At 68.3% G+C, this 22507-nt stretch carries 22 protein-coding genes; 6 read left to right on the top strand and 16 right to left on the bottom strand.

Annotation, left to right across the window (positions count from 1 at the left end):
- Positions 1 to 23: 23 nt before the first annotated feature.
- The 4 genes from LGM42_RS02295 to LGM42_RS02310 form a co-directional block, all read right to left on the bottom strand.
- A complete protein-coding gene (locus tag LGM42_RS02295) occupies positions 24 to 2615 on the bottom strand; it encodes a penicillin-binding protein 1A (RefSeq protein WP_226231458.1) in 2592 nt (863 codons plus the stop codon).
- Positions 2616 to 2796: 181 nt separating this feature from the next.
- The gene (gene lhpH, locus LGM42_RS02300; RefSeq protein ID WP_226231459.1) at positions 2797 to 3804 is read right to left on the bottom strand and encodes a trans-3-hydroxy-L-proline dehydratase; all 1008 of its coding nucleotides are present in this window, start codon (positions 3802 to 3804) and stop codon (positions 2797 to 2799) included.
- A 57-nt stretch (positions 3805 to 3861) separates the two neighbouring features.
- On the bottom strand, positions 3862 to 4983 hold the full coding sequence (locus tag LGM42_RS02305) for a branched-chain amino acid ABC transporter substrate-binding protein (RefSeq protein WP_226231460.1): 1122 nt from the start codon (positions 4981 to 4983) through the stop codon (positions 3862 to 3864).
- 127 nt (positions 4984 to 5110) lie between these two features.
- Complete coding sequence (locus tag LGM42_RS02310) at positions 5111 to 5848, bottom strand: FadR/GntR family transcriptional regulator (protein WP_099317429.1); 738 nt, start codon at positions 5846 to 5848, stop codon at positions 5111 to 5113.
- A 262-nt stretch (positions 5849 to 6110) separates the two neighbouring features.
- Between LGM42_RS02310 and lhpI the strand changes: the two genes are divergently transcribed.
- From lhpI to LGM42_RS02325, 3 genes are all read left to right on the top strand, one after another.
- Entirely contained in the window at positions 6111 to 7046 is a 936-nt protein-coding gene (gene lhpI / locus LGM42_RS02315) for a bifunctional Delta(1)-pyrroline-2-carboxylate/Delta(1)-piperideine-2-carboxylate reductase (RefSeq protein WP_226231461.1), read from the top strand.
- Between the two features lie 169 nt (positions 7047 to 7215).
- Positions 7216 to 7620, top strand: coding sequence for a response regulator transcription factor (locus tag LGM42_RS02320; protein ID WP_060011360.1), 405 nt, complete (start codon positions 7216 to 7218; stop codon positions 7618 to 7620).
- A 16-nt stretch (positions 7621 to 7636) separates the two neighbouring features.
- The gene (locus tag LGM42_RS02325) at positions 7637 to 8416 is read left to right on the top strand and encodes a helix-turn-helix domain-containing protein (protein WP_059574432.1); all 780 of its coding nucleotides are present in this window, start codon (positions 7637 to 7639) and stop codon (positions 8414 to 8416) included.
- Positions 8417 to 8444: 28 nt separating this feature from the next.
- Here LGM42_RS02325 and LGM42_RS02330 read toward each other — a convergent pair whose 3' ends face one another.
- From LGM42_RS02330 to LGM42_RS02355, 6 genes are all read right to left on the bottom strand, one after another.
- Complete coding sequence (locus LGM42_RS02330; RefSeq protein ID WP_059574433.1) at positions 8445 to 8786, bottom strand: hypothetical protein; 342 nt, start codon at positions 8784 to 8786, stop codon at positions 8445 to 8447.
- 152 nt (positions 8787 to 8938) lie between these two features.
- Positions 8939 to 9178, bottom strand: a complete 240-nt coding sequence (locus LGM42_RS02335) for a hypothetical protein (protein WP_006479066.1) — start codon at positions 9176 to 9178, stop codon at positions 8939 to 8941.
- A 16-nt stretch (positions 9179 to 9194) separates the two neighbouring features.
- Positions 9195 to 9485: a DUF1488 domain-containing protein gene (locus LGM42_RS02340; RefSeq protein ID WP_059574434.1), complete on the bottom strand. Its 291-nt coding sequence runs from the start codon at positions 9483 to 9485 to the stop codon at positions 9195 to 9197.
- A 118-nt stretch (positions 9486 to 9603) separates the two neighbouring features.
- Positions 9604 to 10002 (bottom strand): DUF488 domain-containing protein, encoded by a 399-nt coding sequence (locus tag LGM42_RS02345; RefSeq protein WP_226231462.1) that lies wholly within the window; start codon positions 10000 to 10002, stop codon positions 9604 to 9606.
- Between the two features lie 167 nt (positions 10003 to 10169).
- Entirely contained in the window at positions 10170 to 11372 is a 1203-nt protein-coding gene (locus LGM42_RS02350) for an amino acid aminotransferase (protein ID WP_060310974.1), read from the bottom strand.
- Between the two features lie 46 nt (positions 11373 to 11418).
- A complete protein-coding gene (locus tag LGM42_RS02355; RefSeq protein ID WP_059639448.1) occupies positions 11419 to 12804 on the bottom strand; it encodes an amino acid permease in 1386 nt (461 codons plus the stop codon).
- Positions 12805 to 13125: 321 nt separating this feature from the next.
- Here LGM42_RS02355 and LGM42_RS02360 point away from each other — a divergent pair, with 321 nt between their 5' ends.
- Positions 13126 to 13599 carry an Lrp/AsnC family transcriptional regulator gene (locus LGM42_RS02360; protein ID WP_059574437.1) on the top strand — a complete coding sequence of 158 codons (474 nt, stop codon included), beginning with the start codon at positions 13126 to 13128 and terminating at the stop codon, positions 13597 to 13599.
- A gap of 27 nt (positions 13600 to 13626) precedes the next feature.
- Here LGM42_RS02360 and LGM42_RS02365 read toward each other — a convergent pair whose 3' ends face one another.
- A complete protein-coding gene (locus LGM42_RS02365) occupies positions 13627 to 14484 on the bottom strand; it encodes an EamA family transporter (protein WP_226231463.1) in 858 nt (285 codons plus the stop codon).
- Between the two features lie 401 nt (positions 14485 to 14885).
- On the opposite strand from LGM42_RS02365, the gene LGM42_RS02370 reads away from it, so the two are divergent.
- A complete protein-coding gene (locus LGM42_RS02370; RefSeq protein ID WP_226231464.1) occupies positions 14886 to 16559 on the top strand; it encodes a phospholipase C in 1674 nt (557 codons plus the stop codon).
- A gap of 95 nt (positions 16560 to 16654) precedes the next feature.
- On the top strand, positions 16655 to 18076 hold the full coding sequence (locus LGM42_RS02375; protein ID WP_226231465.1) for a cytochrome-c peroxidase: 1422 nt from the start codon (positions 16655 to 16657) through the stop codon (positions 18074 to 18076).
- A gap of 24 nt (positions 18077 to 18100) precedes the next feature.
- Here the strand turns inward: LGM42_RS02375 and LGM42_RS02380 are convergent, their stop codons facing one another.
- The 5 genes from LGM42_RS02380 to LGM42_RS02400 all read right to left on the bottom strand — a co-directional run bounded on the left by LGM42_RS02380 (position 18101) and on the right by LGM42_RS02400 (position 22500).
- Complete coding sequence (locus tag LGM42_RS02380; RefSeq protein WP_226231466.1) at positions 18101 to 18841, bottom strand: class I SAM-dependent methyltransferase; 741 nt, start codon at positions 18839 to 18841, stop codon at positions 18101 to 18103.
- A 78-nt stretch (positions 18842 to 18919) separates the two neighbouring features.
- The gene (locus LGM42_RS02385) at positions 18920 to 20230 is read right to left on the bottom strand and encodes an NAD(P)/FAD-dependent oxidoreductase (RefSeq protein ID WP_226231467.1); all 1311 of its coding nucleotides are present in this window, start codon (positions 20228 to 20230) and stop codon (positions 18920 to 18922) included.
- Complete coding sequence (locus LGM42_RS02390) at positions 20227 to 20982, bottom strand: amino acid ABC transporter ATP-binding protein (protein WP_060310980.1); 756 nt, start codon at positions 20980 to 20982, stop codon at positions 20227 to 20229. Before LGM42_RS02390 ends, LGM42_RS02385 begins: the two co-directional genes overlap by 4 nt.
- Positions 20979 to 21635 carry an amino acid ABC transporter permease gene (locus tag LGM42_RS02395; protein WP_059574444.1) on the bottom strand — a complete coding sequence of 219 codons (657 nt, stop codon included), beginning with the start codon at positions 21633 to 21635 and terminating at the stop codon, positions 20979 to 20981. Before LGM42_RS02395 ends, LGM42_RS02390 begins: the two co-directional genes overlap by 4 nt.
- 88 nt (positions 21636 to 21723) lie before the next feature.
- Complete coding sequence (locus LGM42_RS02400) at positions 21724 to 22500, bottom strand: ABC transporter substrate-binding protein (RefSeq protein ID WP_059574445.1); 777 nt, start codon at positions 22498 to 22500, stop codon at positions 21724 to 21726.
- Positions 22501 to 22507 lie beyond the last annotated feature (7 nt).

A 22507-nucleotide genomic window follows, 5' to 3' on the forward strand; every position in this document is an offset into this window, starting at 1 on the left:
CGCGCGGAATCTGAATGGCTTCGTCACTGCGAAGCGCCGGTCGAGTCAGGCGCGGCCGGCGCCGGCTCCGGCATCGGCGGTGGGGCCGGCACGGCCGAAGGGGCGGCGCCGGCACCGGCGCCGCTTCCGTTCGTCGTACTCGCGCCCGCGGGCGGCTGCGCAGGCTGCGGCGGCTGCGATGCGCCCGACGACAGCGCCGCGGCTACTTCCGACGCCGGCACCCATTCCTCGACGATGCCGCCGGACGCGGCATCCGGCGCCGACGCGGCCGACGCGGCCGACGCTTCCGACGCCGCCCCTTCGTCGGTCTCGGCCGGGCGTTCGACGCGCGGCGTCCTGACCGGCGCGGACGCCTTCTTCGGCTCGGACGGGAACCACGTGTCGAACAGGTCGGTCACGCGCTCGCGCAGCGAGCCGAACCAGCCCGGCGACGGCTCGGTATCGAATTTCGCCTTCGTATCGACGATGCGGGCGCGCTGCGCGCGCTGGAAGAAATCGCCGACGATCGGCAGCGCGCTGTGCGCGCCCTGCCCCCAGTAATCGCTGCGCAGCGTCACGCGGCCGTCGTCGAACCCGACCCACGCGCCGGCGACGAGGCCCGGCTGCATCAGGATGAACCAGCCGTCCGCATTGTCCTGCGTCGTGCCGGTCTTGCCGGCCACGTCGCCGCGCACCCCGAAGCGCGTGCGGATGCTGCCGCCCGTGCCGCGCGTCACGACGTCGCGCATCACGTCGAGCAGCATCTTGTCGGTTTCGGCGTCGAGCGCGCGCTCGGGCGGCGCCGGTGCGTACTCGGCGAGCACGTCGCCCTGGCGGTTCTCGATGCGCGTGACCATCTGCGGCTCGACGTACAGCCCGCCGTTCGCGATCGTCGCGTACGACGCGACCATTTCCTTCAGCGTGACGGGGCTCGTGCCGAGCGCGAGCGACGGCACGCGTTCGAGCGGGCTTTCGCGCACGCCCATGTCGCGCGCCAGCCGCGCGACGGCGCCCGGCCCGACCTTCTCCATCACCTGCGCGGTGATCCGGTTGCGCGACAGCGCAACCGCGTCGCGCAGCGTCATCGGCTTGCCCGACGGCGGCACGTCGTCGTTCGGCCGCCAGATCTCGCCGCCCTTCAACGGGATCTCGACCGGCTGGTCGATGAACGTATCGTCCGGCTTCATCCCGCTCGCGAACGCGGCGCCATAGACGAACGGCTTGAACGTCGAGCCCGGCTGACGCCGCGCCTGCGCGACGTGGTCGAACGGCTCGCGGGTGAAGTCGCGGCTGCCGACCCACGCGCGAATCTGCCCGTCACGCGGGTCGATCGCGAGGAAGCCGGCCTGCACGTCGGTCTTCGCCTTGCACAGCGCGTGCAGGAAGCCGCGGTCGGACGCGAGCAGCTTCATCGCCGCAGCGTCGTCCTTGCCGGCGTCCTGCGCGGCCTTGTACTCGGCCGATTCGCGCATGAAGGTGCGGAACACCTCGTTGTCGGTGCCGCAGCCGTCGCGCCCGCTCCATGCATTGTTCGCGATACCCTGCAGTTGATTGCCCTGCAGCGTGAGCGCCTGCGTCGCCATCTGCTGGAGCCGCGAGTCGATCGTCGTGCGCACGATCAGCCCGTCCGAGTAGATGTTGTAGTCGTTGCGGTCGGCCCACGCGATCAGCCATTTGCGCAACTGCTGCGCGAAATGCGGCGCCGGCCCCGGCGGCTCCTTCTGGCGCTCGAAGTCGATGCGCAGCGGCCGGCGTTGCAACTGCGCGAACTGCGCGGGCGACAGCTTGCCGTACTTCACCATCTGGCCGAGCACCGTGTTGCGCCGCTGCAGCGCGCGCTCGGGGTTCAGCACCGGGTTGTAGTAGCTGTTGCCTTTCAGCATCCCGACGAGCGTCGCGCTGTCGAGCACGTCGAGCTCGTCGGCCGACTTGTCGAAATAGGTGCGCGCGGCCATCTCGACGCCGTACGCGTTGTACAGGAACGGCACCGTGTTCAGGTAGGTCTCGAGGATCTGGTCCTTGCTGTAGACGGCCTCGATCTTCAGCGCGGTGATCGCCTCCTTCACCTTGCGCGTGAGCGTGGGCGCGCGGCCGATCTCGTCCGGATACAGGTTGCGCGCGAGCTGCTGGGTGATCGTCGAGCCGCCCTGGCGGCTGCCCGAGAACGTATGGAGCGCGGCCGACGCCGTGCGCTTCCAGTCGAGTCCGTGGTGTTCGTAGAAGCGGTGATCCTCGGTCGCGATCAGCGCGTCGACCATGTGCGGCGAGATCTGCTTGAGCGCCACCCATTCGCGGTTCGACGGCTTGAATTCGGCCAGCAGCTTGCCGTCGGCGGACAGCACCTGCGCGGGCTGGTCGACGCGCGCCTTGCGGATGTCGCCGATGCCCGGCGTGAACGGGATGAGCACGACCACGTACAGCGCGAACAGCGCCGGCACGGCGGCGGCCGAGAGCAGCACGCCACGGCGCGTCGGGCGGCGGACATGGCGCCACGCGGTGGCGGCGAGAGGCTTGAGCCGCGCGACGGCGGCCGCTGCGACGGGTTGGGCGCGCGCGACCCATCTGGCGCACAAGGCACGCACTGACGACACGTTTCGGCGATTCACGCGGGTGGAGCTCGGCTGAAAAGGCTGCATCGTACCAAACTCGCGCGGGCCGACCCGCGGCGGCCTTGCGCCGACACACGCGCCGCGGTGTTGCGGCGGCGCTCACGCAAAAAAGGCGCGTGCCCGGCAACCGGAACGACGCGCCAAACCTGGTACGACAACCTGAACGCACGCGACGGGGGCGCGACAACGGCGCGGCCGGCGCCCCGGCTCAGCGCACGAGAAATCCGTACGTGAGCGGATCGCGCTCGTCGACGATCCAGTTCGCGAACCCGCAGATATGCGCGCTGCCTTCCACTTCCGGGATCACGGCCGGGAGGCCGCCGACCGTCGTTTCGCGCAGCACGCGCCCCTTGAAAACCGTGCCGACGATCGATTCGTTGACGAGCGTGTCGCCCGCCGCGAGCAGCCCGCGCTGGTAGAGCTGCGCGACGCGCCCGCCGGTGCCGGAGCCGGTCGGCGAGCGGTCGACTTCACGATCCGCGAACACGCAGCAGTTCGCCTGCGTCGAACCCGCGTGGCGCGGCGCGTTCGCGATGATCGTGCCGTAGATATGGTTGATTTCCGGGATCTCCGGATGCACGACCGGATACGCCGCGTTCGCGGCCGCCTTCACTTCCGCGCCGAAGCGAATCAGTTTTTCGACGGCCGACTCGCGCACCGGCAGGTCGAACGGCGCGCCATCGACATAGAAATAAAACGCGCCGCCATACGCGATGTCGCCGGTCACGGTGCCGAACGAGGGCGTCTGAACCGACACGTCGCGTTGCCAGATGAACGACGGCACGTTGACGAAGCGCACCGGCCCCGCATGCTCGCCGTCCCACTGGACGAACGCCTCGATGAAGCCGCACGGCGCGTCGATGCCGACCCGCGTCTCGGGCACCGTGCGCTGCACCCAGCCGAGCTCGACGGCCGCCGTCGACAGTGCGATCACGCCGTGTCCGCAATGGTCGCTGTAACCCTCGTTGTGCACGAAGATCACGCCGAAATCGGCATTCGGCGAAACGGGCTCGGTCAGATAGCCGCCGTACATGTCGGCATGGCCGCGCGGTTCGAACATCAGCGCGCGGCGGATTTCGTCGGCATGCGCCTTGAGCCATGCGCGGCGCTGGACGATCGTCGCGCCGGGCAGCCGCGGCAGCCCGCTCGTGACGATGCGAAACGCTTCGCCGCCGGTATGCACTTCGACGGTGGAAAGGGATCGGGAAATCTTCATGACGAATTGGATGCGTTGAAACGAAGGACGGCGGCCGGGCCGCCGTCCGTGACGGGATTACTTCGCGTACGGTTCCGGCAGGCCGTTGCGGATCACGTAGACGGTGGTCGGCGCGCCTTTCAGGTCGCCGTTCGCGTCGAACGAATAGGTGCCGGCGACGCCCGCGTAGTTCGACTTCGCGAGCTGCGCGCTCAGCTTCGCCTTGTCGGTGGTCGTGCCGGCCTTGACCATCGCGTCGGCGAGCAGCTTCACGCCGTCGTAGTAATTGACGCCGTAGACCTGCGTATCGGTGTGATAGGTGTCGTGGTACTTCTTCAGGAATGCGCGCCCGGCCGGCGTCTTCTCGAGCGCGACGCCGCCCTGCGCGCAGTAGACGATCGACGCCGCCTCGCCCGCGACCTTACCCATGTCGGCCGAACAAATGCCGTCACCGCCGAGCAGCTTCGCCCGCAAGCCGCGCTGCTTCATCTGCTTGGCCATCGGCGCGCCCTGCGCCGCATAGCCGCCGAGGAAGATCACGTCGGGGTTGGCGGCCTTGATCTTGGTGAGAATGCCGAGGAAGTCGGTGGCCGACGAATTCGTGTATTCCTGGTCGACGATCTTGATCCCGTTCGCCTTCGCGACGTTCATGAACTGCTCGGCGACGCCCTGCCCGTATGCGGTGCGATCGTCGATCACGGCGGCGGTTTTCGCGTTCAGCGTCTTCGCGGCGAACGTGGCCATCGTGCCGCCGAGCTGCTCGTCGCTCGCGCCGATCCGGAAGATGTTCCTGAAGCCCTGCTTCGTCAGCGCCGGGTTCGACGCGACCGGCAGGATCGGCACGCCGGCGTTCGAATACACGCGCGACGCAGGAATCGCGACGCCCGAGTTGTACGGCCCGAGCACCGCGACGACGCCCTTGTCGACGAGGTTCTGCGCGACCTGCACGCCGGCCTTCGGGTCGGCCTGGTCGTCTTCGGAAACCAGTTTGAAGGTCACGGTCTTTCCGCCGACCTTCACGCCAGCCTTGTTGAGCTCGTCGACCGCCAGCCGCGCGCCGTTTTCATTGTCCTTGCCGTTGGCGGCCTGCGGGCCCGTGAGCGGCGCCGAATGGCCGATCGTCACGACCTCCTGCGCATGCGCGGAAGTCAGCGCGCCAGCGGCGACGGCCACCGAAAGCGCGGTCACGAGGTGTCGCATGATGTCTCCTAATTGGTTTTGTGTGAAACCAATGTAGGACATGCGTGGTCACATCGCAAGCAATTTCAAAATAATCGTCGGCATTTTGGTCATATTGAAGACCAGAACGGATGCGCGCGCGGGCCGGTCATTTCGGCGCGATGTCGCGCCGCACGCGGCGGATGTGCTGTTCGACGTAGAACGCAGCCGCATCGGCATCGCCGGACACGATCGCCTCGTAGATCAGCCGGTGTTCGGACACGTAGAGCCGGATCCGGCCCGCGTCGTAGATGCCGTCGTCCTTCAGCCGCTTCCACAGCGGCTGGTCCATCGTCTTCGCGACCTCGTCCGCGATCTTCACGATCAGCGCGTCGCCCGTCATCAGCGCGAGCTGCCGGTGGAACAGCCGGTCGCTCTCGTTCCACAGCGCGCGCTGGTGCGGATCGTCGATGTCGGTGATGGTTTCCATCTGCGCGAGATAGCGCTCGGCGCCGGCGTCGGCGCGGCCATGGGCGGCCGCGAGGCGCGCGATCGCGGGCTCCAGGATCAGCCGCACGTCGAGCGTCGACGTCGGGCTGAAATCGGCCTCGAGCACGGTGTGCGCGTCGCCGTGCCGCGCGAGCACGTCGAGCGGCGCCGCGACGACGTAGGTGCCCGAATTGCGCTTCGTGAAGACGAGACCTTCGTTCTGCAGCGCGCCGAGCGCTTCGCGCACCGCCGGCCGGCCGACCTGGAACAGCGCCGCGAGCTCGCGCTCGGACGGCAGCCGCGATTCGGCCGCGTAGCGCCCGGCGCGAATCTCGTCGCGGATCTTTTCGGCTACCTGCTCGTAGATCTGCAGCGGCCTGAAACCGCCTTCGAGTGAGTCGGGGCGCGCGGACATCATCGTATGGCTCCTGCCCGTTCGCGGGCGTGGGATCTGGAATGGGTTCGCACTATACCGGAGCGGGCGGGCAGCGCGGCATCGGCGAGCCTTCTGGCCAGATATTAGAACCAAAATCCACGAAGCGCTTTATTTTCTGGGTTGCGGGCGCGCCAGCAAGTGGTATAGATTCGATCCACTGCCCTGTGTCACGGTATCCGGCAGACCCGCGGCGGGCGCGGCATGCGTCCGCCGACCACACTCACCGACGCCCCCGACGTACACGATGACCGCCCTTTCCCCGATTCCCGTTTTCGATGCGGCCGACACGGCCGCGCTGCTCGACTACCCGGCGCTGCTCGCCACGCTCAGGCAAGCGGTCGTCGAGTATGCGGCAGGCGACATCGTCAGCCCCGAACGCCTGGTCGTGCCGCTACAAGGCGGCGGCGTGATGCTGTCGATGCCGTCGAGCGCGCACGACCTGGCGAGCCACAAGCTCGTGACCGTGTGCCCCGGCAACGGGGCGCGCGGGTTGCCGACGATCCTCGGCCAGGTCACTGCGTACGATGCCGCCACCGGGGAAATGCGCTTCGCGCTCGACGGCCCGACCGTCACCGGCCGCCGCACGGCGGCGATCACCGCGCTCGGCATCCACGCGCTGCACGGCGCCGCGCCGCGCGATATCCTGCTGATCGGCACCGGCAAGCAGGCCGCCAATCATGCGGAAGCGCTCGCGGCGATCTTTCCGGACGCGCGCCTTCACGTGCGCGGTACGCGCGCGGACAGCGCGGCCGCGTTCTGCGCCGCCCACCGCGCGCATGCGCCGCACCTCGCGCCGCTCGACGGCGACGCGATTCCCGACGCGATCGACGTGGTCGTCACGCTGACGACGAGCCGCACGCCCGTCTACCGCGAAGCCGCGCGCGAAGGCCGGCTCGTGGTCGGCGTCGGCGCGTTCACCGCGGATGCCGCCGAGATCGACGCGAACACGGTGCGGGGCAGCCGGCTCGTCGTCGACGATCCGGCCGGCGCGCGCCACGAAGCCGGCGACTTGATCGTCGCGCAAGTCGACTGGCGGCACGTCGCATCGCTCGCCGACGTGCTGAACGGCACCTTCGCCCGCGGCGGCCCGCTGCTGTTCAAGAGCGTCGGCTGCGCCGCGTGGGACCTGGCCGCTTGCCGCACCGCGCGCGACGCACTGGCCGCGCGCGGCGCCGGCTGACCCGGCCGCGCGACCGTTCGCACCGCTCGCGCGGCATCGCCTCGTCGGATTCATACCGGCGATTTCCCGTACGCGCTGTAGGAAACGCCCTACACCGCGTCGAAGCGGCCTACACGAACTTCCAATTCGGCCGATTTCAATTTCGGCGGCGCAACACGATACTGCCGGCATGAATGCCAGCCTGTCACCCGCCTTGCTCAGGGTGTTTCTCGTCGATCATGCGGTCGCCGTTCGCCAGCGGATCGCGCTGCTCGTCGGCGCGATCCGCGGGGTTGCGGTCGTGGGCGAAGCGGAAGACGGCCAGGACGCGTGGACGCATATCCGCAGCAGTGGCGCGGACGTGGTGATCGTCGACGTGCGGCTCGCGGACGGCAGCGGTCTCGACCTGATCGGGATGCTGTCGAAAGCCGCGCCGCGCATCGTCACGATCGTGCTGACGAACCACTCGGCACCGGCATTCAGAGAGGCATGCGCGACGGCGGGAGCCGACTACTTCTTCGACAAGACCGTCGAATTCGACGCCGCATGCCATGTGATCGAATCCCTGGTGCACGCTCGCGTGCGCCGCACCTGACGAGCCGGAGCGACTCATGTCCACCGCCACCGCCTTCGCCGCCGACGTGTCCGTCGTACCCCGGCCAACGATCCCGCTGCGCCCGGCCGCGCGCGCCGACGCCGCCAAACATCCGGCCGCCCGCTGCTCGGCCTGCGCAATGCGCTCGATGTGCCTGCCGCCGCACCTGACGCCCGCCGAATACGGCCGCCTCGACGCGATCATCTGCACGACGCGGCAGGTCCGCCAGGGCGACGCGCTGTTTCGCACCGACGATCCGTTCCAGAGCATCTACGCGGTGCGCGCGGGTTCGTTCAAGACGGTGATGATGCATCGCGACGGCCGCGAGCACGTGACCGGCTTCCAGATCGCCGGCGAAACGCTCGGGATGGACGGCATCGGCGGCGGCCAGCATTGCTGCGACGCGATCGCGCTGGAGGACAGCGTGGTGTGCATCATCCCGTTCGGCGCGCTCGAAGCCGCGTGCCGCGAGATGAAGCCGATGCAGCACTTTCTCTACCAGATGCTGAGCAGCGAGATCGTCCGCGAATCGAGCCAGATGCTGCTGCTCGGCACGATGTCGGCCGAGCAGCGCGTCGCGCATTTCCTGCTGAACCTGTCGTCGCGGTTCGAGGCGCGCGGCTATTCGGCGACCGAATTCAACCTGCGGATGACGCGCGAGGAAATCGGCTGCTATCTCGGGATGAAGCTCGAAACCGTCAGCCGGATGTTCTCGCGGTTCCATCGCGAAGCGCTCGTCGAAACGCGCGGCAAGCGCGTGCGCATCATCGACGCGCAAGCGCTCGCGCGGGTCTGACGCAGGGCGCCGGATCGCCGGCGCCACGTCATTGCATGGTGTCGCGCAGCGCCGCCGTGGCGGCGCCCCGCTGCCACGCGATCAGCGCGTGCTCGGCCTGCGCGAACGCGCGACGCAGCGCATCGTCCACATCGGCGCCGACGCATGGCGGCAGCGGCAAAGGCCTGAGCGCCGCGTCGTGCATCACCAGGTCGACCCGTACGTCGTACACGCGCTCGCCATCGGCCGCCGTGCGCAATTCGATCGCGAGGTGGCAGCCGTCGATCAATGCGCGAAACCGTTCGAGCCTCACCAGTTGCGCGCCGGCTTCGGCCTCGACCGCCGCCGAACCCGTGAATCCCAGGCAGGCGATCTGCATGCCCACGCCCATGTCGTGTCTCCTGACGGGGCCGCCGCTCGTCGACCGCCTTGCAAGTGCCGTCCGCATCGCCATGCGGGGGCACGTGTTTCCCGTGACGCGGCGCGCATGGTTCGATCGCGGCCGGCCGATAGTCTGCCCGCGCCTGGCTGGCGCGGGACCGTTCATACGTTGAAGGTCTGCGACGCCTTCATCTCGATCCACGTCATGCCGGCCCGCAGCCCTTCGATCATCGCTTCGCGCTCCGTCGGATACGCGTGGCTGTGCTCGAAGGTATGATGAAACCGCGCGGCGCCGGCGCCGTGCTCGACCGACACGCGGCAGCGGAACTCGCCCGATTCGCACGGGCGCGTCTCCACTTCGACCGACCAGTCGCGTTCGTGAATGTTGCCCTGCAGTGTCATGCGCCCTCCTGCGGTATCAGCCTTCGAGCCGGAAGTGCCCGCTGTGCAGCAGCACCGGCCGGCCGCCGATTTCCTCGAGCATGCGTCGTGCCATCGCCTCGATGGCCGGGCGGTGCGCGTCGAATGCGCTCAGCAGATCGCGCTCGAGCAGCGAGCGCGCGCCGAAATGGTCCTCCAGCGCCTCGGCCGTGACCGCGCACTGGACGCAACGCCCGTCGACCAGCGCCGAAAACGCGACGACCAGGTCGCGCGCGCAGTATTCCGGCGGTTCGGACGGGAAAGCAATGTGCATCTGTCGGTCTGTCATCGTCGTGATGGCTCCATGACGAGAGCATAGTGGCGCGCGCGGCCGCGCGCTTGACCCACGTCAACCGGTTCGCCGCACCGCACGATCGCGCCGCCGCGCGACGCGGCCTCCGCCCGCTTCAGCCCGCGTCGGGCTCGATCGTCGCGCCGCGCTCCGCGAGCAGCTCGCGCAGCACGCTGCGGTGGCAATGGTTTTCGTCGTCGCAATAACAGCCGATCGAGAACGCGGTGGTCGCCGACAGCGCGGCCAGCAGGTCCAGCACCTTCGCCGGATCGCCGTGCGCCATCTCCGCGCGAAAGTGGCGCTTGAACGCCTTCCGTTCGGCGTCGGTTTCGGCGGCCTGCGCCTGCGCGACGAGTTCGGGGCTCGGCGACAGCGTCGGCAACCATACATCATAGTAGTTGCGCGACGCGAATTCCGCCTTCGGCACGCCGCGCGGCGGCCGCCGCACCGTGCCGATCCGCAGGCCCTCGCCGGCCGCGCGCGGCGTGCCGAGCTGGATGATCCGGATGCCCATGTCGTTTCTCTGCTCCTCGGTCGTGCATGCGATCCCGTGATCGTACCGCCGCGCCTGCCCGCGCGTCAGCCGGGCATCGCACATGACGGCCGCCCAACGAAAAACCGGCTGCTCCCGCGACGGGACACAGCCGGTTCTTCATCGTGACGCGCCGAGGCGCGCCGCGTTCAGACGCCGCTCTTCAGCACCTTGCCGATCGCGTCCGCGACGATGCCGACGTTCGAGTCGTTCAGGCCCGCCACGCACATCCGGCCCGAGCGCAGGATGTACACGCCGTGCACCTCGCGCAGCGCGTCGACCTGCGACTCGGTCAGGCCCGTGTACGTGAACATCCCGCGCTGCTTCACGTAGCGCGTGAGTGCCTCGCCGCTCACGTGGTCGCGCAGGCCGTCGTGGATCGACTGGCGCATCCGCGCGATGCGGCGGCACATCGCCGACAGTTCCTCTTCCCACTGCTTGCGCAGCGCCGGCGTGCCGAGCACGGCCGCGACGACCTTCGCGCCGTAGGTCTGCGGGTTGCTGTAGTTCGAGCGCACGGCCCCGGCCAGTTGGCCGAGCACGCGGTCGGCGGCGGCCGCGTCCTCGCAGACGACGCTCAGGCCGCCCACGCGCTCGCCGTACAGCGAGAAGTTCTTCGAGAACGAGTTCGCGACGAGCGTCGGCACGCCGCGGCGGGCCAGCTCGCGCACCGCGAACGCGTCCGCATCGAGGCCCGCGCCGAAGCCCTGGTACGCCATGTCGACGAACGGCAGCAGGCCGCGCGCCTCGATCACGTCGATCAGCTTCTCCCACTGGCCTTCGTCGAGATCGACGCCGGTCGGGTTATGACAGCACGCGTGCAGCAGCACGATGCTGCGCGCCGGCAGCGCGTCGATCGCCGCGAGCATCGCGTCGAACTTCAGGCCGCCCGTCGCTTCGTCGTAGTATGGATACGTGTTCACCGTGAAGCCGGCGCGCTCGAAGATGAAGCGGTGGTTTTCCCAGCTCGGATCGCTCAGCCACACCTGCGAATCCGGGAAATAGCGCTTCAGGAAATCGGCGCCGACCTTCAGCGCGCCCGAGCCGCCGAGCGTCTGCAGCGTCGCGATGCGGCCGGCCACGCGGGCCGGGTGATCGGCGCCGAACACGAGCGATTGCACGGCGTCGCGATACGCGGCCAGGCCGACCATCGGCAGGTACGGCTTCGGGCCGCTGTCGCGCTGCAGCGCGGTTTCGGCTTCGCGCACGGCGCCCATCACCGGGATCCGGCCTTCGGCGTCGAAATAGATCCCGATGCTCAGGTTGACCTTCCGGTCGCGCGGATCTTGCTGGAAATTCTCGTTGAGCGTCAGGATCGGGTCGCCCGGGTACGCGTCGATGTGTTCGAACATGGCTTGAGTCGGTCTCGTTTGGAACAATGGTCGGTCGTGGCCTGCGTCAGCGTGCGGAGACGCCGTCGTGCACCGCCAAGCCCGCATTCTTCTGACGGAAGCGATACCCGATCGCGAGCACCGCGAGCCATACCGGGATCAGGTACACCGACAGGCGGAGATCCGGCGTCAGGTACATCACGACGAGAATGCCGGCCATGAATGCCAGGCACAGGTAATTCGTGAAAGGATAGCCCACACTGCGGAAGGATGTCTCTTCCCCGGCAGCACGCTTGGCCTGGCGGAACTTCAGGTGGATCAGCGTGATCATCGCCCAGTTGATGATCAGCGCCGACACGACGAGGCCCATCAGCACCTCGAACGCCTTGCCCGGCATGAAGTAGTTGACCAGCACGCACACGCCGGTCGCGAGCGCCGACGCGCCGAGCGCGGCGAGCGGAATGCCGCGCTTGTTCACCGAGCACAGCACCTTCGGCGCGTTGCCCTGCTTCGCGAGGCCGAACAGCATCCGGCTGTTGCTGTACACGCCGCTGTTGTAGACCGACAGCGCGGCCGTCAGCACGACGACGTTCAGCACGTTCGCGACCACGTTGCTGCTCAGCGCATGGAAGATCAGCACGAACGGGCTGCCGCCGGTGACGACCTTTTCCCACGGATACAGCGACAGCAGCACGGCGAGCGCGCCGATGTAGAAAATCAGGATCCGGTAGATCACCTGGTTGGTCGCGCGCGGAATGCTGTGCTTCGGATCGTCCGCCTCGGCCGCGGTGATGCCGATCAGCTCCAGCCCGCCGAACGAGAACATGATCGCGGCCATCGACATCACGAGCCCCGACACGCCGTTCGGGAAGAAACCGCCGTGCCGCCACAGGTTCGCGATGCTCGCTTCGGGCCCCGCTTGCCCGCTCGCGAGCAGCCAGCCGCCGAAGCCGATCATCCCGACGATCGCGGCGACCTTGATGATCGAGAACCAGAATTCCGTCTCGCCGTACGACTTCACGCTCGCCAGATTCAGCAGGTTGATCGCGACGAAGAACACCAGCGCCGACACCCAGGTCGGCACGCCGGGCCACCAGTACTGCACGTAGATTCCGACGGCCGACAGCTCGGCCATGCTGACGAGGATGTACAGCACCCAGTAGTTCCAGCCGGACAGGAAACCGGTGAAGTGGCCGACGTATTTGTCGGCGAAATAGCTGAACGAGCCGGCGACGGGTTCGTCGACGACCATCTCGCCGAGCTGGCGCATGATGAAAAACGCGACGATGCCGGCCACCGCGTAGCCGAGCAGCACGGACGGGCCGGCCATCTTGATCGTCTGCGCGATGCCGAGGAACAGCCCCGTGCCGAGCGCGCCACCGAGCGCGATCAGCTGGATGTGCCGGTTCTTCAGCCCGCGTTTGAGGCCAGCGCTCTCGTTTCCAGAAACCATGTCTTCTCCATTCTTCCCGCCTCCGCCGGAAGCGGTGCGGCGCGCCTCGGTGTGCCGGGCGCTGTTTTTGCTGTGCCGGCGGCCGTTCGTGGGGACGCCGGGTTGGGGACTGCAATTTTCGCGCGGGCGACACCCGATTCGCGTCGGCGTGCCGGCCAGACCGGCCGCCGACTCGTCGCCCATGCCGCATTGCCGCGGCCGAACACGAAAATCCGGCGTCAGTTTAGCGTCGCGACGGCGAAATCGGGTTGCGTAACCCGCTCATGCAAACCCTACATTATGAGATAAGATTGCGCCCAGGAGACAGATGAGGAAACAAAAATGCCTGAACCGCTTCTCGATCGCATCGATCGCCACTTGCTGTCGGTGTTGCAGGAGAACGGCCGTGCGTCGAACCTCGACCTGGCGAAGGCCGTCGGGCTGTCGCCCGCGCAGACCTTGCGGCGCCATCGGCGGCTGGAGGAAATCGGCGCGATCCGCCGTTATGAAACCCGGCTGTGCCCCGATACGCTCGGGTTCGGCGTCACCGCGTTCGTGCACGTGACGATGGAGCGCGGGCATATCCGCGATCTGTCGAAGTTCCAGAAACTCGTGTCGGATCTCGCGCAGATCCAGGAATGTTTCTCGGTCACGGGCGATATCGATTACGTGCTGAAGGTCGTCGCGCACGACCTGAAGGGGCTGTCGACGTTCTTGCTCGAAACGCTGATGCGCATTCCGGGCGTGAGCGGCGTGCATTCGAGCGTGTGTCTCGACGAGATCAAGTGCACGAGCGCGATGCCGGTGGAAGGTTGACGCGCCCGGAGCGCTGCGCCGGCGCGCTCACCGCACCGTCTCGAACGCACTGATCAGCAGCGCGCCGCAAGCAATCACGAGGCACCCTGCCGCCCGGCGCGGCGTCAGCCGCTCGCCGAGATACACGCGCGCGATCAGCGCCGCGAACACCACGCTCGTTTCCCGCAGCGCCGACACCGGCCCCATCGGCGCGCGATCCATCGCCCAGATCACGATGCCGTACGCGAGCGCCGCGAACACGCCGCCGCAGGCCGCCTTCGCGGTTTCGCCGACATCCTGCGTCAACCGCAGCGGCCCCGCCCGCAGCCGGTAGTACGCGGCCATCATCGCGCCTGTCAGCACGAACATCCACGCGGTATAGCCGACCGTACTGCCGCTCTCGCGCACGCCGATCCCGTCGACCACGCTGTACGCCGCGATCGACACGCCGGTCGCGAACGCGGTCGGCAGCACCTGCATCATCCGGTGTTTCGCGCCGCGCCCGCGCTCCAGCCCGATCGCCATGATGCCCGCGCAGATCAGCACGAGCCCGCATTGCGCGCCGACGTTCAGGCGCTCGCCCGCGAACGCCGCCGCGCCGAGCGTGACCAGCAGCGGCGCGGTGCCGCGCGCGACCGGGTACGCGACGCTCAGGTCGCCGTGCTCGTAAGCACGGACGAGCAGCAGCGTATAGACGACGTGGATCACGGCCGACGCGACGACGCAGAGCCAGCTCGCCGGCGTGATCGGCGCGGCGGCCGGCAGGAACAGCAGCGCGAACAGCCCGATCGCGATCTGCAGCACCGTGGCCGAGCGCAGCCGGTCGCCGCTGCTGCGCACGAGCGCATTCCATGATGCGTGCAGGAACGCCGCGCACAGAACGGCAAACAGAACGGGGATCGGCACGCTCAATACTCCCTGACGGTCGGAAGCCGCACGGTGCACGGCAGGCGTTCATCGTATGAACGCGTCACCGTATTGTCAAAAAAGCGACGCGCGACGCCCTGCCAAGGATCCGGCCGGCGGCTGCCCGTCGCCCGCCCGGCAATGCTGGCGTCGCAAGCGACCGGCATGCGGCGACCTGTGACGTGGAGGTTGCGGACAGTCCGCCCCTTTCCGTTCTCTTTCGCATCGCGCCGGGCCGTAATGAAACCGATACCGCGGCGCAACCGTCGCGAAAACACTCCGTCCCCATATTTTCATACGCGGCTGTTCCAATGCGCGTGCTTCCTCACGAGCTCCGCGCCGAACCGACACGGCGACGGGGCCGTTCTCCACCATCGAAGGCCTTACCCTGGAGTTTCCCGATGTTCCGTCAAGCCTTGCTCGTCACCGCCTGCGCCGGCGCCACGCTTGCGCTGTTCGCCTGCGGCGGCAGTGACGATTCCACGCCGACGGCCGCCGTGTCGTCGCAGGATGCGCTGCAGACCGCCACGCCGATCAAGCACGTCGTCGTGATCTACGGCGAAAACATCTCGTTCGATCATTACTTCGGCACCTATCCGAACGCGACGAACCCGTCGGGCGAACCGGCGTTCACCGCGAAACCCGGCACGCCGACGCCGAACGGCCTGACGGGCACGCTGCTCACCGCGAACCCGAACTTCACGAACACGGCCAACGGCACCGACGCGGCGAACCCGTTCCGCCTCGACCGCACGCAGGCCGCGACCGCCGACCAGAACCACGCGTACACGGCCGAACAGCAGGCCGAGGACAACGGTCTTGCGGACCTGTTCCCGAAGTACACGGGCAAGGGCTCGTCCGGCGGCGCCGGCGCGTTCGGCACGAAAGGCCAGGTGATGGGCTATTTCGACGGCAACACGGTGACCGCGTTGTGGAACTACGCACAGCGCTTCGCGATGAGCGACAACACGTACACGACGGTCTACGGCCCGTCGACGCCGGGCGCGCTGAACGTCGTGTCGGGCCAGACCAACGGGATGCAGATCGTCAAGACGTCGAAGCAGCCGTCGACGCTCGCCGCGACCTCGTACTACATCAACGACGGCCAGGGCGGCCTCACGATGATCAACGACGTCGACCCGGGCTTCGACGTGTGCTCGAGCACGACCGACCAGGCGATGATGACCGGCAAGAACATCGGCGACCTGCTGAACGCCGCGAAGATCACGTGGGGCGGCTTCATGGGCGGCTTCAACCTGTCGACGACGAACGGCAACGGCACGACGGGCTGCGCGCGCAGCACGGTCGCCACCGCCGTAAACGCCGCGACGGCCGACTACATCCCGCATCACAACTGGTTCCAGTACTACGCGTCGACCGCGAACCCGCAACACACGCGTCCGAGCTCGATCGCGGCGATCGGTTCGAGCGTCGAGACCGACGGCAAGACGCCCGAACCGGCGAACCACCAGTACGACACGGACGACTTCTTCGCCGCCGTGAAGGCCGGCAACTTCCCGTCGGTGAGCTACCTGAAGGCGCCGGCCGCGCAGGACGGGCACGCGGGCTATTCGGATCCGCTCGACGAGCAGGCGTTCGTGACGAAGGTCGTCAACTTCCTGCAGCAGCAGCCGGACTGGCAGAACACGGCCGTGATCGTCACCTATGACGACTCGGACGGCTGGTACGACCACGTGTACACGGCGCCGACGCACGCATCGTCGGACCCGGTCGACCAGCTCAACGGCGCCGGCAAGTGCGGCACGGGCGGCACCACCGGCGTGAACGGCGCGACCGTGAACGGCCGCTGCGGCCCGGGCGTGCGCATTCCGCTGGTCGTGATCTCGCCGTATGCGAAGCAGAACTACGTCGATCACACGATGCTCGACCAGTCGTCCGTGGTGCGCTTCATCGAGGACAACTGGCTCGGCGGCCAGCGGATCGGCGGCGGCTCGTTCGACGCGACGGCCGGCGACCTGCGCAACCTGTTCGACTTCACGTCGAAGCCGAACACGACGCCGCTGTATCTCGACCCGACGCTCGGCACCGCATTGAGCGCGGCCCCGGCGATCTGACGGGGACGGCCTGACCGCATGGCCGGCGCATCACGCGCCGGCCGTTTCCATTTCAACGCGCCGCTTCGTGCGACGCCCGATTTTCGACCGACAGCATGACAGCTCGCCCCGCGTTTCCGTCTCCCGATGCCGCCGGCGCACCCGCGCCGCGCGCCCCTTCCCGCCTGCTGCGCCGCGCGGCGTTCGTGCTCGGCGCGGCCGTGCTCGGCTATGGCGCGTTCGCGATCGCGTTTCCCGCGCAGGTGCCGGCGGCGATCGGCGCCGTGGTCGCCGACTGGACGGGCGCGAACCCGCATCCGGTCGTGTTGCAGCGGCCTGCCGCACAGCCGTTGTCGGCGGTCGCGCAGCTCGGACGCGCGCTGTTCCACGATCCGTCGCTGTCGGCGTCGGGCAAGCAGTCGTGCGCGTCGTGTCACAGCCCCGATCACGCGTACGGCCCGCCGAATGCGCTCGACGTGCAGCCGGGCGGCCTCGCGATGACGCAGCAGGGCTATCGTCCGCCGCCGTCGCTGATGTACCTGTACCGCCAGCCGAATTTCAGCATCGGCCCCGATGCCGGCGAGAACGACGCCGCGCCGAGCGTCGCGCAGCAGGCCGCGGCGGCGGCCGGCGTCGTCAAGGCGCAGAAGGTGGCCGGCACGTCGGCGGCGCCGCAACTCGTGCCGCAGGGCGGGATGTTCTGGGACGGCCGCGCCGATACGCTGCAGCAACAGGCGTTCGGGCCGCTGCTGAATCCTGTCGAGATGGCGAACGCGAGCATCGACGACGTCGCGCGCAAGCTCGCGCAGTCGTCGCATCGCGCGCAATTCGAGCAACTGTTCGGCGCGCGCGTGTTCTCCACGCCGCAGCTCGCGGTATCGGAAGCGATGTTCGCGATCGCGCGCTACCAGGTCGAGGATCCGTCGTTCCATCCGTACGACAGCAAGTACGACCACTGGCTCGAAGGCCGCGCGCGCCTCACGCAGGCAGAGTTGCGCGGGCTGCGCCTGTTCAACGATCCGGACAAAGCCAATTGCGCGGGCTGCCATCTGTCGAAGCCCGGCAAGGACGGCTTGCCGCCGATGTTTACCGACTACCAGTACGAGGCGCTGGGCGCGCCGCGCAACCGCGCGCTCGCGCAGAACCGCAACCCGGCGTTCCACGATCTCGGCGTGTGCGGGCCGTTCCGCGACGACCTGAAGGACCAGACGCAGTATTGCGGGATGTTCCTGACGCCGACGCTGCGCAACGCGGCGACGCGCCACGTGTTCTTCCACAACGGCGTATTCCATACGCTCGACCAGGTGATGGCGTTCTACAACGAGCGCAGCATCTCGCCGCAGAAGTTCTATCCGCGCGGGCCGGACGGCAAGATCGACGAATACGACGACATCCCGCCGAAATATCGCGCGAACGTCGACGTGACCGACGCGCCGTTCGATCGCAAGCCCGGCGACAAACCCGCGATGACGGCGCAGGACATCAAGGACATCGAAGCGTTTCTCGGCACGCTGACGGACCCGCCGCCGCAGCGCTGAACGCCGGCCGAGCGCAGCGCCGCGTCAGCAGCGCGCGCGAATGCAGAGAAACGCCGGCGCGAGCGACAGCTCCGCATGAAGCCGTTCCGACACGGCTTTCATCTCCGGCAGCGGCTTCGGTTCGACGAAGCGGTCGAGCCGCCAGCCGCCGTCGGCGACCGCGTTCAGGATGTCGGCGAGCGGCCGCCGCCACGCTTCGACGTACGGCCTCGGCTCGCCGAACCCCGACCAGTGGAAACCGAAACGCGAAGTGTCGAAGTACGTGCCGTCGCCGCGCGTGCGTTCGTCCATCCAGTCGCGCATCGGATGCGCCATCGAGAACACGAGCGTTGCCCCGGGGCGCGCGACGCGCCGGAATTCCCGCAGCGTCGGTGCGAGGTCGCGCACGTAGTCGAGCGCGAGCGAGCACAGCACCTTGTCGACCGACGCGTCGGGCAGCCACGCGAGCGGCGCCTCCAGGTCGCCTTCCGTGACGTTGACCGCCAGCCCGGCGCAGCGCGTTCGCGCGAGCGCGACCATCTCCGGCGTCACGTCGAACGCATGCACGGTCGCGCCGTGATGGGCGAGATGCGCGCTGCAGATGCCAGGCCCGCAGCCGGCGTCGAGCACCGTCAGGCCGTCGACGTCGCCGAGCAGCGCCATCGTAGCCGGCCGCTCGTAAAGCGCGTTGTGTGCCTTCGTCGGCGCGATGTCCGCATAGCGTTGCGCGAAGCTCGCGTAAGCGCGGCGGCCGGGCGGTTCGTTCGGGTCGTTCGGTTCGGTCATGGGGTATCCGTCGGTCGAAACAGGGCAGGCCGATTCTGCCCGATCGGATAACGGATGGCGACTGCCGTCGCGCCTGCGTCAGGACAGACTGTCGAGCAACCGATACCACGCGACCCCGGCCGCGATATAGAAGCGCTGCAGCCCGTGCAACGGAATGGGTCGGATCGGCGAAACCCGGAACGGCAGCGGCAGTTGCGCATCGCCCGACAGATGCGCGGCCAGGTGCTTGCCGAGCGTCGTCGCCATCGCGATGCCGCGGCCGTTGTAGCCGAGCGCGATCGTCACGCCCGGCGCGGGCTCGTGCACGTGCGGCAGGAAATCCGCGGTGATCGCGACGCGCCCCGCCCAGCGGTATTCGAACCGGACACCCTTCAGTTGCGGATACAACAGCGTCGTCGCGCGTTCGAGATGGCGCCAGTCGCTCGGCGCGCGCGGTTCCGCGAACGGGCCGCGCCCCCCCATCAGCAGGCGCCCGGCCGCGTCGCGGCGGAAGTACAGCAGCAGGCGCCGCGCATCCGATGCGACCTCGCCGCCGGCGAGGATGTCGCGGCCAAGCGCCGGCGCGAGCGGTTCCGTCGCGACGATGAAACTGTTCGCGGCGATCACCGACTGACGCAAGCCGGGCCACAGCCCGTCCGTATAGCCGTTGGTCGCGATCACGACGCGCTCGGCCGACAGCGTCGCGCCGCCGGACGTCGCGATCCGCCAGCGGCCGTCGGCACGCGTCAGCCCGACGGCGCGGGTCGCTCCGTGCACGACCGCCCCGCTCGCCTGCACGGCGCGCACCAGGCCGCGCGTATAGCTGAGCGGCTGCACGCTGCCCGCGCGGCGATCGATCCAGCCGCCCGCATACGCTGGCGTGCCGAGCCGTCGCGCGACGTCGTCGCGACTGAGGACGTCGACCGGCGCGCCGCGCGCGGCCCATTGCTGCGCGCGACGTGCGACCGTGTCGAGCATCGCGGCGGTCGGCGCCGGCTGGATCCAGCCGTGGCGACGCGCATCGCAGTCGATTCCGTGCCGCGCGATCACGTCGAACACCGTGTCGGCCGCGCCGCCGACGATGCCGGCAAGCTGCTCGCCGGCCGCGTCGCCGAACCGGCGCACCAGTTCGTCGGGGTCGTATTTCAGCCCGGGAATCACCTGCCCGCCGTTGCGGCCCGACGCGCCCCAGCCTGGCTGCGCGCCGTCGATCACGCGGACGTTCACGCCGCGCTCGGCCAGATGAAGCGCGGTCGACAGGCCGGTGAAGCCGGCGCCGACGATCGCCACGTCGCACGACGCGGACGCGTCGAGCGCGGGCGTATCGGGCGCCGGCGCGGCGGTCGCCGCCCACAGCGAATCCGGCCACCGCGAGCCGGGCCATCCGGGTGCCGCGTTCGTTGCGCTCATGTTCGATCCGGGTGGTCGGCGCCGTCCGACGCCAGCAAGCGGCGCAGGAATTCCTGCGTACGGGGATGCGTCGGCTGCGTGAGCACGTCGCGCGCCGGTCCGCTCTCGCAGATCGTGCCGTCGTGCAGGAAGCACACGCGATCGGCCACCTCGCGTGCGAATGCCATTTCATGCGTGACGACCACCATGGTCATCCCGTCGCGAGCGAGCCCGCGCATCACGCCGAGCACTTCGCCGACGAGCTCGGGGTCGAGCGCCGACGTCGGCTCGTCGAACAGGATCGCCTGCGGCTCCATCGCGAGCGCGCGCGCGATCGCGACGCGCTGCTGCTGCCCGCCCGACAGCTCCGACGGATACGCATTCATCCGGTGCGCGAGCCCGACCTTGTCGAGCAGTGCGCGGGCCTGCTCGCGCGCCTGCGCGGCCGGCATGCGCCGCACGTGCACGGGCCCTTCCATCACGTTCTCGAGCGCGGTGCGGTGCGCGAACAGGTTGAAGCGCTGGAACACCATGCCGACCCGCATCCGCAATTCGTGGATCCGCTTCGAATGCGCGTCGACCTTCACGCCGTCGATCGTGATCGACCCTTCGTCGTAGGTCTCGAAGCCGTTGATACAGCGCAGCACGGTCGACTTGCCGGAACCCGACGGCCCGATCAGGCACACGACCTCCCCCTGCCGCACGTCGAGGCTCACGCCCTTCAGCACCGCGTGCTGCTGAAACCGCTTGTGTATCGAATCGATCCGGATCATGCGCCTCTCCTCAGTGCGAGCCGCTTGCCGAGCCGGTTCACGCCGAACATCAGCGGCAGGCCGAGCGCGAGATACAGCAGCGCGACGAGCGTGTAGACGCTCATGTTCTGGAACGTCGACGACGCGATCAGCTGGCCGGCGCGCGTGATCTCGGCGACCGTGATCGTCGACGCGACCGACGAATCCTTCAGCAGCATCACCAGCGTGTTGCCGTACGGCGGCAGCGCGATGCGGAACGCCTGCGGCAGCACCACGCGCCGCATGATCATCGGGCCGCGCATGCCGATCGCGTGCGCGGCTTCGATCTGGCCGCGATCGATCGCCTCGATGCCGGCGCGGAAATTCTCGGCCTGATACGCCGAATACGCGATGCCGAGGCCCAGCACGCCAGCCTGGAACGCCGACAGTTGCACGCCGAGATCGGGCAGCACGAAGTACATGTAGAACAGTTGCACGATGATCGGCAGCCCGCGGATCACGTTGATGATCGTGCTGCCGGCCGTCGATACGGCCCGATTGCGCGACACCTTCAGCAATGCGAGGATCAGCCCGAGCACCGAGCTGAGCACGAACGCGCATGCGGTGATCTCGATCGTGACCACCGCGCCCTTCAGCAGGATCGGCAGGAAATCGATCGCGTTCTGGAAAAACATGAGGTCTCCTATGCGACGCCCGGACGGCGCGCCGCCGTGGATGCCCGCGACGCGCGGGCGATACCGGTCGGAACTCGGGCGCGGACGCTCAGCTCATGTGCCACTTCTGCAGGATCTGCTGCAGCGTGCCGTCGCTCTTCATCTTGCGGATCGCGCCGTTGAGCTGTTCGAGCATGGCGGTGTCGCCCTTGCGCACGATGAAGCACACCTGCCCCTTCACGACGCTCTGGTATTCGGGCACGAGCCGCACCTGGCGATTGACGCCGTGCTCGATCTGGTACGCGACGATCGGCTGGTCCGCGAAGCCGGCCTTGATGCGCCCGAGCGCGACGTCGCGCATTATGTCGGCGATCGAATCGTAGGTCCGGACTTCCTTGAAGATGCCCTTCTTGTTGAGGGCGTCGACGAAGGCCGTGCCGACCTGCGCGCCGACCGCCTGCCCCTTGAAATCGTCCATCGACGTATAGCGGCCCGGGTCGTCGGCCTTCACGATCAGACCTTCGCCGAACGAGTAGACGGTGTCGGAGAAATCGACGACCTGCTGGCGCGCCGGCGTCTTCAGCATCGCGGCCGAGATGATGTCGATCTTCTGCGTGGTGAGCGACGGGATCAGCGCCGAGAACACGGTCTGCTGCACGTCGACGCGAAACCCGGCCGACTTCCCGGCTGCCGTGATCGCATCGACCATCATCCCCTGGATCGAATTGCTCTTGACATCGAGAAACGTGAACGGCACGCCGGTCGCCGTCGCGCCGACCTTCAGCGTGGGCTCGGCGGCAACGGCGCTCGCCGAAGCCGTGGAGAGTGCGATACAGGTGGCGAAACCGGCGGCCAGTGCGCCGAACCGCTTGATGAACGGAACCATGGTGACT

The organism is Burkholderia sp. AU39826, from assembly GCF_020419965.1.
Lineage (GTDB): Bacteria > Pseudomonadota > Gammaproteobacteria > Burkholderiales > Burkholderiaceae > Burkholderia > Burkholderia semiarida.